Origin of the sequence: Variovorax sp. Varisp36, from assembly GCF_047304235.1 — a bacterium.
Classification (GTDB): domain Bacteria; phylum Pseudomonadota; class Gammaproteobacteria; order Burkholderiales; family Burkholderiaceae_C; genus Variovorax.
Window position 1 is genome coordinate 16040 of record NZ_JBGLYU010000040.1, and the last position, 11916, is coordinate 27955.

Genomic DNA, 11916 nt, shown 5'->3' on the forward strand with positions numbered 1-11916 from the left:
GCAGGTCTCAACAGGCCGTCGACTCCAGCGCCACGGCGCCAGCCTCGGCGGGAGTCTCGCCACGCAGGAACGCGAACACCACCAGCGCCGTCACCACCGTCACGCCTGCCAGCACGCAAAGCAGCGTGCCGAATGCGGCGCCGTAGGCATGCAGCAGCGCCGCGCGGTCCATGCCGGACAGCAGGGCCAGCGCCTGCGACATGTTCCCGGTGGTCATCCGCTGCGCCGCCTGGGATGCGGCGGCGGTATGGCCCAGCTGCAGCGTCACCAGCGCCGTCAGTCCGGCCCCGACCAGCGCCAGCGCAATCCCCTCCCCCGCCACCCGCACGGTGTTGAAGATGCCCGACGCCATGCCCGCCCGCTCGCGCGGCACCACGCTCACGGCCAGCCCGTCCATCAAGCCCCACGGCAGGCCGATGCCGGCGCCGATCAACAACAGCGGCCACACGATGTCGTGCAGCGGCGTGCCCGGCGCGCAGCGGCTGAGCCAGAACAGCCCCGCCGCGCACACCAACAGCCCCACGGCCGAGATCACGCCCGCCGAGAACCGGTGCGCAAGCGATGCCGCCAGCGTCGGCACGACGAGGATCGGCCCCGAGAGAGCGAACATGAAAGTCCCCGCCTCGATCGCGCTGCGCCCTTCCAGCCCGATGAAGCGGATCGGCAGCAGCACCAGCAGTACGACGAAGCCATAGGCCGGCGCGGCAGCCAGCAGTTGCACGCCCACGAAGCGCGGAAAACGGAACAGCGACAGATCGAGCATCGGATGCGCCACGCGCCGCTCGATGGCGATGAAGGCCGCGCCCATCAGCGCCGCGCCCGCCAGCGCGCAAAGCACCCACGGGCTGCCCCAGCCGCTGTCGGGCGCCTGCAGCACGCCGAGCGTCAGCAGGCTCAGCGCGGCGGTGAAAGTCGCTGTGCCCGGCATGTCGAGCCCCATGGCATCCGGATTGCGCGACTCGCGCATGCTCGGCGCGGCGATGCACAGCGCCACGAGGCTGACCGCGCCAGGGCTCAGCATCACCGCCTGCCAGCCGAAGCTCTCGGCGAGCCAGCCCGAGAGGATGGAGCCGCACGACAGCCCCACGCCGAACGAAGTGCCGATCAGGCTGAAGGCTCGCGTGCGCGCCGCGCCGTCGAACACCTGCGCCAGCGCGGCCGTGCCCGCCGCGAAGGCCGCGGCCGAGCCCAGCCCCTGCAGGGCCCGCGCCAGATCGAAGGCGACGATGCCCGGGGCCAGCGTCAGTAGCGAGCTGCTCAGTGCCACCACCGCGAGCCCCAGCAGGAACACGCGCTTGCGCCCATAGGCATCGGCCAGCGCCCCGGCCGCCATCAGCGTGGCGCCGAAGCTCAGCATGAAGGCGTTGGTCACCCAGTTGAGCTGCACCGGGCTGCCGCCCAGTGCATCGCGGACCGCGGGCACCACCACCGCCGGGCCGGTGAAGCTCAGCGGCATGCCCAGCGCCGCCAGGCAGACGGCGGCCAGCAGCCAGTTCTTGTTGGGGGAAGACGTGGACATCGAAGGCTTTCACGCAGGAGAAAGGAAGCCACAGAAGATAGAAAGGAATCAATGGAATGAAAATGGCGCCATTGATCCTCACACTCCCAACCCAGAGTTGCTAATCCATGGACAGCTTCAGCGGACTCGAATCCTTCGTGCGTGCGGCCGACCAGCTGAGCTTTGCCAAGGCCGGCCGGCAGCTGGGCATCTCGGCTTCGGCTGTGGGCAAGAACGTCGCACGGCTCGAACAGCAGCTCGGCGTGCGCCTTTTCAACCGCACCACGCGCCACACGCGGCTGACGCAGGAAGGCGCGCTCTTCCACGAGCGCTGCCGCCGCATCCTCGACGAGCTGGACGATGCGCGCGCCATGATGCAAGACGCCGTCGCCGCCCCGCGCGGCCGGCTGCGCGTGAGCCTGCCGACCATCGGCTACCGCTTCCTGCTGCCGATCCTGCCGGACTTCAAGGCGCGCTACCCCGAGATCGAGCTCGACCTCGACTTCAACGACCGGCTGGTCGACGTGATCGCCGAGGGCGTCGACGTGGCAATTCGCAGCGGCGATCTGGTCGATTCGCAACTGGTGGCGCGGCGGCTCGGCCCGTTCCAGTTCGTGCTGGTGGCCTCACCGGCTTATCTCGAACGCCACGGCGTGCCGCAGGTGCCGGCCGACCTGATACAGCACGCCTGCCTGCGCTACAAGTTCGTGACCGGCGGCAAGGTCGAGGAATGGGACCTGCCCGGGCTGCCCGCGCAACTGCCGCCCGGCCTGCTGTGCAACAACATGGAAGCCATGCTGGGCGCGGCCGTGGCCGGACTCGGCGTGGCCTACATGCCCGACTTCCTGGCGCGCGATTCGCTGTACCGCGGCGAGCTTCAGCGCGTGCTGGCCACGCACCTCGTGCGGCAGGGGCAGTTCTCGGCGCTGTGGCCGTCGAGCCGGCAGTTGTCGCCGAAGGTGCGGGCGTTTGTGGACTTTGCGGGGGAGCGGATGTTCAAGGAGGGCGACGAAGTCCCGCCCACCCCGGTCACGAGGCAGGCCGCGCGCGGATGATCAGCCCGGTTCCACCTGCTCGGCGACCGCCTCGGCAGGCGCGGCCACGGCGGCAGGCATCACCTCCACGGGCTTGGCCGCCCTGACAGGCTTCACGCCCTCTGCAGTCACCGTTCTTGCAGCCGCCGGCTTCGTCGGCTCCGCCTTCACAGCCACGGCCTTCGCGGCCTCCACCTCCACCGGCTCGCTCCCAAGCCGGCTCAGTGCCAGTGCAGCCTTCAGCGGGAACAGCGTGCGCTCGTCGCCCTCCGCGGCATTGCTCACGGTGGTGCCGCTGGTCTCGCCGAGGCTGGCCGTGCGCACCGAGTCGAGCCGATGCGCAGGCACCATGAACGGCGAGTGCGTGGTGTAGATGATCTGGTTGCCGAAGTCTTTCTCGAAGTGCGCCAGCAGGTCGGCCTGCGAGTGCGGGTGCAGGTGCAGCCCGGGTTCGTCCAGCAGCAGCACCGCGTCTTCCGCACGCCCGCCCTTCGTGTCAGCAAAGAACGCGATGTAGAACGAGAAGAACCACTGGAAGCCGCGGCTGCGCTCGTCGAGGTTCACTTCGACCTCGTAGGCGCCGTTCGGGTCGGACACCAGCGTGTCGAGGTACTGGCCGTCGAGGTTGAAGCGCACTTTCAGCGCACGGTCCTTCCACAGGCGGCGGACCTCGGCCGTCACCACCGAGCCCGCGCGATTGGCGAGCTGGTTGCGCGTGGCCTGGTCGTTCTTTTCCAGCAGGTCCTGCAGCTGCTGCGGATCGAGCCCCGCGACCTTGCACAGCTTGCCGAAGCTCTGCTGCTCGGGCGTGAGCTGGCCCCAGCCCTGGCGCCCCAGGTACTCGGCAATGTTCTGGCGGCCGGGCAGCGCGGGGTATTCGTCGACATAGACGAAGCGCGGCAGCTTCCCGATCACCCAGGCCTGCGCGCGGGCGAGCGCGGGCGCGTCATTGGCGATGGACAGGGCCATGTCTTCCAGCTCGGCCAGCATCTGCTCCTGCTTGTCGCTGAGTTCGGCGCCCGCCGCGGCCAGCGCCTTGCGCAGGGCCTGCGCCGCCTTGACCGCGCCGGCCGACCACCTGATGTAGTCGGGGCTCATGATCATCGCGGCATCGAAGGTGTCGGCCTCCTGCTCGAGCGTCGCCTTCGCTTCCTCAGCGACCTTTTCGGCGGCGGCCTTCACGGCCGGCACGATCTTGCGGACCTTGCCCTTGATGTCGCTCACGTCGAGCGACAGCGCATTGAGCCCTTCGAGCCCGGCCCGGCGCGCGGTGGCATAGCCGCGGGCCGCCGTGACGTGGCGCACGCCCGCCGCGCGCGGCAGGATCCCGGCCAGCTCGGCCTGCTCGCTTTCGTCGAGGCTCCAGCGCGTGAAGACGACCGGCGTTTCGCCAGTGCACTCCTCGAGCCGCCGGTGGCGCGGGAAGTCCTTGATGGGGCTGAGTTCGGCCAGGCCCTCTGCCGGGTTCAGGCTGTGGAGTGCGCGCAGCAGGTTCGATTTACCGCTGTCATTCCGTCCGAGGACCGCCGTGATCTGCTGTGTGGAATCGATGAGACCGCTGTCGTTGATCGAGCGAAAGTTGGTGATCTGGAATGACGCCAAGCGCATGTAGAAAGCTTCTTCTGAATTGAATACGGGGCCGGGGAATGTATTGCATTCCCCGGCCCCGTCCGGCCCGAATCCGAAGAAAAAGTTTGCTACTCGGCAGCGCGGCGCAGCGTGTCGACCACCGGGCGGCGCAGCACGTCGCGCAGGCCCCACCATCCGGCTCCCAGCGCGAGCACCGCGCCAGCCAGCGCACCGGCCACCGGCACGATGGGCGAGGCCCTCCACGTGAACTCGAACACATAGCGCGCCAGCGCCCAGCCGATCGCCGAGGCCACGATGCTCGCGAGAAAACCCGCAAGCAGGCCGACACCCGCCAGCTCGGCGCGCTGCACCTGCCGCAGCAGGCTGGCACGCGCGCCCACCGCGCGCATCACCGCGAACTCGCGCGCGCGCTCCTCGCGCGTGGCCGTGACAGCCGCGAACAGCACCACCAGCCCGGCCGCGAGCGTGAAGCCGAACAGGAATTCGACCGCGCGGATCACCTGGTCGAGCACACGCTGCACCTGGTTGATGGTGGCGCTCATGTCCACGTTGGTGACGTTCGGATAGCTGCGCACCAGCGCGTTGTCGAAGCCCCGCGTCTCGGGCGCGCGGAAGGCGCCCATGTAGGTGGTGGGCACGTCGGCCAGCGAAGCCACCGTGTACATGACGAAGAAGTTGGCATGCATCGAGCCCCAGTCGACCTTGCGCAGCGAGGTGATGCGCGCCTCGCTCTGCGTGCCGCCGATGTCGAAGCGCAGCGAGTCGCCGAGCTTGAGGCCGAGTGTCTCGGCCAGACCCTCTTCCACGCTCACTTCGCCGGCTGCATCCGGCGTCCACTTGCCGGCCGTGATGCTGTTGTGCGCAGGTGCAGCCACGCTGTTGCTGAGGTTGAACTCGCGGTCCACCAGCCGCTTGGCGCGGTCCTCGGCGTAGTCGTCGGGCGACACCGGCTTGTCGTTGATGGCCACGAGGCGGCCGCGGATCATGGGATACCAGTCGAACTTGCGCACGCCCGCATCACGCAGCGACTTCTGGAAGGCGTCGCTCTGGTCGGGCATGACGTTGATGACGAAGCGGTTCGGCGCGTCGGGCGGCGTGGCCTGGCGCCAGCTCGCGACGAGGTCGGTGCGCAGCAGCACCAGCAGCACCAGCGCCAGCAGCCCCACCGACAGCGCACTGACCTGCACCACCGCATACGCCGGCCGCGCCGAGATCTGCCGCGTGGCTAGCACCAGCCAGCGCGGCGCGGTGGTTTCGTTGACGCTGCGGCGCAGCACCTTCACAGCGAGCCAGCTCAGCAGCGCGAACACGGCCACCGCACCCGCGAAGCCGCCGACGGCAATGAGGCCCAGCTTGATGTCGCTGCTGGCCGCCATCAGCAGCGCCGCGAAGCCCGCGACGCCGACACCCAGCACCGCGAGCGAAGCGGGCTTGAGGCCGCCGACATCGCGCCGGATCACGCGCAGCGGCGGCACGCGGGCCAGTTGCAGCACCGGCGGCAGGCCGAAGGCGAACAACAGCGTGAGCCCCATGCCCAGCCCGAAGGCCACCGGCCACAGCGTGGCTGCGGGCAGCGCGGTTTCGACCAGCCCGGCCAGCAGCAGCACGAACACGTAGTGCACCGCGAAGCCGATCGCCACGCCGAGCGCGCTGGCCACGATGCCGATCACCGCGAACTCGAAGGCATAGGCGACGGCGATGGTGCGCTGGCTCTGGCCCAGCACGCGCAGCATCGCGCAGTCGTCGAGGTGGCTGGCCGCGAAGCCGCGCGCGGCCAGCGCCACCGCCACGGCCGACAGCAGAGCGGCGAGCAGCGCGACCAGGCTCAGGAATTTCTCGGCGCGGTCCAGCGTCTGGCGCATCTCGGGCCGGCCGCCCTCGAAGGAATCGAGCCGCACGCCGCGCAGCTCGCCCTTCTTGATGGTGGCGTCGGCCCAGTCGGAAAAACGCTTCACCGCCGCGTCGCTGCCCGCCACCGCATAGCGGTAGCCGACACGGCTGGCCGGCTGCACGAGCGCGGTGCGCGCGACGTCGGCCTGGTTGATCATCACGCGCGGCGAGAAGCTCATGAAGCCGGCGCCGCGGTCGGGCTCCAGCGTGATGACGCGGCCGACGCGCAGGCCGGCATCGCCAAGCAGCAGCGTGTCGCCGACCTTGAGCGCGAGCGAGTCGAGCAGCGAGGCATCGACCCACACCTCGCCCGGCGGTGGGATGTCTCGCGTCGCCTTGCCGGGGCCTTCGAGGGTGGCCGAGGTCAAAAGGCTGCCGCGCAGCGGATAGCCCGCGGCCACGGCCTTGAGCGCCACCAGCTTGCTGGCGCCGCCCTGCGCATCTTCGGCCCGAGCCATGGTCGGGAAGCCGTAGGTGCCGGAACCTTCCAGGCCGAGCGCCCTGGCCTGCGCCACGAAGGCAGCGGGGGTCGGGTTGTCGCTGACGATCACCGCATCGCCGCCCAGCAACTGGCGCGCATCGCGCTTCAGCCCACCCTGCAGCCGGTCGGCGAAGAAGCCGACGGCCGTGAGCGCAGCCACGGCCAGCAGCACGGCGACGATCAACAGGCGCAGCTCGCCGGCGCGCAGGTCGCGCCAGAGCGTGCGCCAACCCAGGCGGAGGGAGGCATTCATGGCGCGAACGATAGCCGACAGTCGGGGGCACGGCCGGCTCCAAGGGTTATTGCGCCCTTGCGCCCCTTGATCCCGGCAGGATGCTGCCGCATGATGCGACAAACACACCCCGTTCTGTCGCAAACCGGGCCTTCGGCGAGCGAAGGACGAGGCAAGAAAAACAGCCAGTTTGTTTGTCGGACCATCCTTCCTCAAGGAGTGTCTATGCCACGATGCCAGCGCTTGCAGATCGTCGGCCTGTGCCTGGTTGCAGGTGTGCTGGCCAGTGCCTGCGATCCCAAACCCCCCGCACCGAAGGTGACCGGCGCGAGCCCGGCGGGCGTCAGGCCCGCCGACTCCGGTGTCGGCGGCATGAGCGGCCCGAATGGCGGCAGTTCCTCCGGCGGCGCGGCACCCGCGCCGAGCGGCGGCGACGCTGCGGCGCCCAAGTAGCGCTGGCCGCCAGATCCAGTTATCGAGCGCCGCTTGCCCCCACCCCCTCCCTCCCCCGGAAGGGGAGGGAGAAATGCCCGGGGGCTACGAAATCACGCGCAACGAGGGTTCACCAGCCTCCACACGGCCTATGACCGCCGCTCGCGCAAAGCCTTCGTCGCGGAAGATCTTCAGCACCGCATCGACCGCTTCGGTCGCACAGCTCACGAGCAGGCCGCCCGATGTCTGCGGATCGCTCAGCAAGTTCTGCGCGGTGGCCGGCAGGCCGGCTGCGAGTTCGATCTCTGCGCCATAACCCGCCCAGTTGCGCCCCGAGGCGCCAGTCACGAATCCCGCGCCAGCCATCGCCACCACGTTGTCGAGCAACGGCACCTTCGACCACTCGACCACCGCCCTCAGCTTTGCGCCGCGCGCCAGTTCGAGCGTGTGGCCCGCCAGCCCGAAGCCCGTGACGTCGGTCAGTGCGTGCACGCCGTCGAGCGCCGACAGCGCGATGCCCGGCGTGTTGAGCTTCGTCGTGTTCTCGATCAGCTGGCGGTAGCCCGTCTCGGACAGTTGCTCCTTCTTGAGCGCGGCCGACAGCACGCCCACGCCCAGCGGCTTGCCCAGCACCAGCACGTCGCCCGCCTTCGCATCGGCATTGCGCCGCACGCGGTCCGGGTGCACCAGACCCATCGCGACGAGGCCGTAGATCGGTTCGACCGAATCGATGGTGTGGCCGCCGGCGATCGGGATGCCAGCTGCGCGGCACACGTCCTGCCCGCCGCGCACGATCTCTGCGATGACTTCCACCGGCAGCTGGTTGATCGGCATGGCCACCAGGGCCAGCGCCATGATCGGCCGGCCGCCCATCGCGTACACGTCGCTGATCGCGTTGGTCGCGGCGATGCGGCCGAACTCGTAGGGATCGTCCACGATGGGCATGAAGAAGTCGGTGGTCGCGATCAGTGCCTGCTGGTCGTTGAGCCTGTACACAGCCGCGTCGTCGGCGGTCTCGATGCCCACCATGAGTTCGGGCGGAATCATGCCGCCGGCGTGGTTCTTCAGGATCTGCGACAGCACGCCGGGCGCGATCTTGCAGCCACAGCCACCGCCGTGCGAAAAACTCGTGAGGCGCAAGGGCGCGAGCGGGTTCATGAGCGTTGGGTTCATGGGCCGATTATCGAAGCGGCCCCGCTTTCTACAATCCCGTCCTTACCTTTCCCGCACCCGCTGCACGTTTTCGAGGCACATCCATGAAGAAGACAACTCTCACCCAGCTGGCGCTCGCGCTCGCCGTTTCCGTCGCCAGCTTCGGCGCCCTCGCCCAGGGCCTGCTGCGCGTCTCGGCCATTCCCGACGAGGCGCCCACCGAGCTGCAGCGCAAGTTCACCCCGCTGGGCGACTACCTCAAGAAGGAGACCGGCATGGACGTGCAGTTCACGCCCGTGACCGACTATGCCGCAGTGGTCGAGGGCCTGGCCACCAACAAGATCGACCTGGCCTGGCTCGGCGGCTTCACCTTCGTGCAGGCGCGCATTCGCACCAACGGCGGCGCGGTGCCGATCGTGCAGCGCGCGGAAGACGAGGTGTTCACCAGCAAGTTCATCGTACCGGTGGACAGCACCGCGAAGACCCTGGCAGACCTGAAGGGCAAGACCTTCGCCTTCGGCGCGCCCTCGTCGACCTCGGGCAGCCTGATGCCGCGCTACTTCCTGCTGCAGGCCGGCATCAACCCCGAGAAGGACTTCAAGACGGTCGCGTTCTCGGGCGCGCACGACGCCACCGTGGCCTTCGTGGCCGCGTCGCGCGCCGAAGCGGGGGTGCTCAACGCGTCGGTGTGGGACAAGCTGGTCGAATCGAAGAACCCCAATGCCGCCAAGGTGCGCGTGCTGGCGACCACGCCGACCTACTACGACTACAACTGGACGGTGCGCCCGGGCATGGACGCCACGCTGCAGAAGAAGCTGACCGACGCATTCCTGAAGCTCGATCCGGCGAACCCGGCGCACAAGGAAATCATGGCGCTGCAACGTGCGAGCAAGTTCATCCCGACCAAGTCGTCGAACTACGACGGGATCGAGACGGCGGGGAAGTCGGCGGGTTTGATCAAGTGATTTTCCGGAAGGCGGGGGCACCCTCATCCCACACGGGGTCCGGCCGTTGGTTTTGGCTCCCTCTCCCGCTCGCGGGAGAGGGTTGGGGTGAGGGAACGCCCCCCGAAAGCCCCGCAGCGTGAGCTTCTCCCTCGATGCCATCGGCGTGGTCCACGCCAACGGCCAGCGCGCGCTGGCCGGAGTGACCCTCGCCGCGCAGGACGGCGAATGCATCGCCGTCATCGGCCCTTCGGGCGCCGGCAAGACCACGCTGCTGCGCGTACTCGGTGCGGCGCTGCGGCCCACGGAGGGCGCAGTGCTGGCATTGGGCGCACAGCCCTGGCAGTTGCCGGCCGCAGCGTTGAAGAAGCTGCGCGCCCGCATCGGCACCGTGCACCAGGCGCCACCGATCGCGCCACGCCTGCGCGTAGTCACCGCCGTGCTCACGGGCCGGCTCGGCGAATGGTCCACGCTGCGCGCGCTGGGCTCGCTGTTCTATCCCTCGGACATTGCCGGCGCGCACGAAGCGCTGTCGCGGCTGGCCATGGAAGACCGTCTGTTCGACCGCTGCGACCGCCTCTCGGGCGGGCAGCTGCAGCGCGTCGGTATCGCGCGCGCCCTGTACCAGCGCCCCGCCCTGCTGCTGGCCGATGAACCCGTGTCCGCGCTCGACCCCACGCTGGCCGACGCCGCCGTCGGCCAGCTCGTTGCGCAAAGCGAATCGACAGGGGCCACGCTGGTGGCCTCGCTGCATGCGGTGGACCTGGCGCTGCGCTGGTTCCCGCGCATCGTCGGCATGCGCAACGGGCAGGTGATGTTCGACCTGCCTGCCGCGCAAGTCACGGCCGCGATGCTCGACACGCTGTATGCGAGCGAAGGCGGCATCGCCATGCAGCGGCCGCTGCCGGCGGGCGCTGCGATGGAGGCGGCCTTCCACCGGCCGGACTGCCCTTGAGCTCGAACGCCATCGCGCAGCGCGACCCGCATGCGGCACGCCGGCTGGCCGGGTGGATCGCCGCGCTCGTCATCGCGTGGCCGATGCTGGCGCTGTCGGAGTTCAAGCCGTGGGCGCTGTTCGGCAGCGGCAACCTCGCCGTCATCGGCGGATTCCTGGCGGGCTTCTTTCCGCCCGAAGGCTCGCCCGCATTCCTCGCGATGCTCTTCAAGGCCACGCTCGAAACGCTGGCGATGGCCACGGCCGGCACCGCACTGGCGCTGCTGATCGGTGCGCCGCTCGGTTTCGTCACGACGCGTGCGCTGTCCATCTCGCGCATCGGCCCCGGGCCCGGCCGCGTGCAGGCGGGCATCGTTCGGCAGGCCGCGCGCTGGCTGCTGATGGTGCTGCGCGCCATTCCGGAAATCGTCTGGGCGCTGCTGTTCGTGCGCGCGCTCGGGCTCGGCCCCGCCTCGGGCGTGCTGGCGCTGGCCATCACCTACGGCGGCATGCTGGGCAAGGTCTACGCGGAGATCCTCGAATCGACCGACACGCGCCCCGCGCGCGCCCTGCTCGAAAGCGGCAGCGGCCGGGTCGCGGCGCTGTGCTACGGCCTGCTGCCGAACACGGCGCAGGAGCTGGCTTCGTACACCGTCTACCGCTGGGAATGCGCGGTGCGCGCCTCGGTGGTGATGGGCTTCGTCGGCGCTGGCGGGCTGGGGCAGCTGATGGACCAGTCGATGAAGATGCTCAACGGCGGCGAGGCCAGCAGCATCCTGCTGGTGTTCCTCGCGCTGGTGTTGCTGGCCGACCTGCTGAGCAATGCACTGCGGAGGCTGCTGGCATGACGACGCCGCTGCCCCCGCGCCCGCCGCCGTGCTGGCGCTGCCGCATCGCGCTGCTGCTGATCGGCGCGGCGGTGGCCGCGAGCTTTGTCTACCTGGGCATCGACTACCGCGCGCTCGGCTCGTCGGAGTCGCTTCGGCTCATGGGCAGGTTCATCGCCGAGTTCTTCCCGCCCGACCTCTCGCCGGACTTCCTCGCCAAGGTGGGCAACGGTGCCTTGCAGACGCTGGCGGTGTCGGCCCTCGGTACGGTGCTGGCGGCCATTGCGGGTGCGGTGCTTGCGCTGCCTGCATCGGGCCGCACCGGCCGGCTGCCACGCCACGTGGCGCGATTCGTCCTCAACTTCCTGCGCAGCGTGCCCGAACTCGTGTGGGCCGCGCTGATGGTGCTGGCCGCGGGCATCGGCCCATTCGCCGGCGCGCTGGCCCTGTCGCTGCACACCACGGGCGTGCTGGGCCGCCTCTTCGCCGAAGCATTGGAAAACGCCCCGCGCGAACCCGAGCACGCGCTCACGCTCTCGGGCGCCAACGCGGTCACCGCCTTCAGCTACGCGAGCCTGCCCATCGTGCTGCCGCAATGGGTGGCCTACACGCTCTACCGATGGGAGATGAACATCCGCATGGCGGCCGTGCTGGGCTTCGTGGGCGGCGGCGGGCTGGGGCAGCTGCTGTACTTCCACCTGTCGATCTTCCAGCAGCAGCAGGCGATGACGGTGCTGATCGCGATGTTCGTGCTGGTCACCTTTGTCGACCTTGCCAGCGCTCGGTTGCGCAAGGGGCTGGGGCCTGCTTACGCTTGATGCGCTCCCGCTCAGGGGTGCGATCACGCCGACGGGGGACATTCGCGCAGGGGAGCACCCGGGGCCCTGTGCACGCACCCCGAA

At 69.5% G+C, this 11916-nt stretch carries 10 protein-coding genes; 6 read left to right on the forward strand and 4 right to left on the reverse strand.

Features of this window, described 5'->3' with window-relative positions; all coding sequences use genetic code 11:
- Window positions 1-7: 7 nt before the first annotated feature.
- A complete protein-coding gene (locus tag ACCD11_RS21195; RefSeq protein ID WP_413315356.1) occupies window positions 8-1519 on the reverse strand; it encodes an MFS transporter in 1512 nt (503 codons plus the stop codon).
- Between the two features lie 107 nt (window positions 1520-1626).
- On the opposite strand from ACCD11_RS21195, the gene ACCD11_RS21200 reads away from it, so the two are divergent.
- Complete coding sequence (locus ACCD11_RS21200; protein ID WP_007839236.1) at window positions 1627-2553, forward strand: LysR family transcriptional regulator; 927 nt, start codon at window positions 1627-1629, stop codon at window positions 2551-2553.
- Here ACCD11_RS21200 and ACCD11_RS21205 read toward each other — a convergent pair whose 3' ends face one another.
- Window positions 2554-4140, reverse strand: a complete 1587-nt coding sequence (locus tag ACCD11_RS21205; protein ID WP_413315357.1) for an AAA family ATPase — start codon at window positions 4138-4140, stop codon at window positions 2554-2556.
- Window positions 4141-4229: 89 nt separating this feature from the next.
- Window positions 4230-6746: an ABC transporter permease gene (locus ACCD11_RS21210; RefSeq protein WP_007839234.1), complete on the reverse strand. Its 2517-nt coding sequence runs from the start codon at window positions 6744-6746 to the stop codon at window positions 4230-4232.
- A gap of 204 nt (window positions 6747-6950) precedes the next feature.
- Between ACCD11_RS21210 and ACCD11_RS21215 the strand changes: the two genes are divergently transcribed.
- Window positions 6951-7178, forward strand: a complete 228-nt coding sequence (locus ACCD11_RS21215; RefSeq protein ID WP_007839233.1) for a hypothetical protein — start codon at window positions 6951-6953, stop codon at window positions 7176-7178.
- 84 nt (window positions 7179-7262) lie between these two features.
- Here the strand turns inward: ACCD11_RS21215 and selD are convergent, their stop codons facing one another.
- Window positions 7263-8330 (reverse strand): selenide, water dikinase SelD, encoded by a 1068-nt coding sequence (gene selD, locus ACCD11_RS21220; protein WP_413315358.1) that lies wholly within the window; start codon window positions 8328-8330, stop codon window positions 7263-7265.
- A gap of 83 nt (window positions 8331-8413) precedes the next feature.
- Here selD and ACCD11_RS21225 point away from each other — a divergent pair, with 83 nt between their 5' ends.
- From ACCD11_RS21225 to phnE, 4 genes are all read left to right on the forward strand, one after another.
- On the forward strand, window positions 8414-9274 hold the full coding sequence (locus ACCD11_RS21225) for a putative selenate ABC transporter substrate-binding protein (RefSeq protein WP_007839231.1): 861 nt from the start codon (window positions 8414-8416) through the stop codon (window positions 9272-9274).
- A 118-nt stretch (window positions 9275-9392) separates the two neighbouring features.
- Window positions 9393-10208 (forward strand): phosphonate ABC transporter ATP-binding protein, encoded by an 816-nt coding sequence (locus ACCD11_RS21230; RefSeq protein WP_413315359.1) that lies wholly within the window; start codon window positions 9393-9395, stop codon window positions 10206-10208.
- The gene (locus ACCD11_RS21235) at window positions 10205-11035 is read left to right on the forward strand and encodes a PhnE/PtxC family ABC transporter permease (protein ID WP_007839229.1); all 831 of its coding nucleotides are present in this window, start codon (window positions 10205-10207) and stop codon (window positions 11033-11035) included. Before ACCD11_RS21230 ends, ACCD11_RS21235 begins: the two co-directional genes overlap by 4 nt.
- A complete protein-coding gene (gene phnE / locus ACCD11_RS21240) occupies window positions 11032-11832 on the forward strand; it encodes a phosphonate ABC transporter, permease protein PhnE (RefSeq protein WP_413315360.1) in 801 nt (266 codons plus the stop codon). The genes ACCD11_RS21235 and phnE overlap by 4 nt, the downstream gene beginning before the upstream one ends.
- The last annotated feature ends 84 nt before the right edge of the window (window positions 11833-11916 follow it).

What these genes read in the sequence shown, in the direction of transcription:
- ACCD11_RS21195 (WP_413315356.1), bottom strand. Translation starts at nt 1,519, where the DNA reads ATGTCCACGTCTTCCCCCAACAAGAACTGGCTGCTGGCCGCCGTCTGC.
- ACCD11_RS21200 (WP_007839236.1), top strand. Translation starts at nt 1,627, where the DNA reads ATGGACAGCTTCAGCGGACTCGAATCCTTCGTGCGTGCGGCCGACCAG.
- ACCD11_RS21205 (WP_413315357.1), bottom strand. Translation starts at nt 4,140, where the DNA reads ATGCGCTTGGCGTCATTCCAGATCACCAACTTTCGCTCGATCAACGAC.
- ACCD11_RS21210 (WP_007839234.1), bottom strand. Translation starts at nt 6,746, where the DNA reads ATGAATGCCTCCCTCCGCCTGGGTTGGCGCACGCTCTGGCGCGACCTG.
- ACCD11_RS21215 (WP_007839233.1), top strand. Translation starts at nt 6,951, where the DNA reads ATGCCACGATGCCAGCGCTTGCAGATCGTCGGCCTGTGCCTGGTTGCA.
- selD (WP_413315358.1), bottom strand. Translation starts at nt 8,330, where the DNA reads ATGAACCCAACGCTCATGAACCCGCTCGCGCCCTTGCGCCTCACGAGT.
- ACCD11_RS21225 (WP_007839231.1), top strand. Translation starts at nt 8,414, where the DNA reads ATGAAGAAGACAACTCTCACCCAGCTGGCGCTCGCGCTCGCCGTTTCC.
- phnE (WP_413315360.1), top strand. Translation starts at nt 11,032, where the DNA reads ATGACGACGCCGCTGCCCCCGCGCCCGCCGCCGTGCTGGCGCTGCCGC.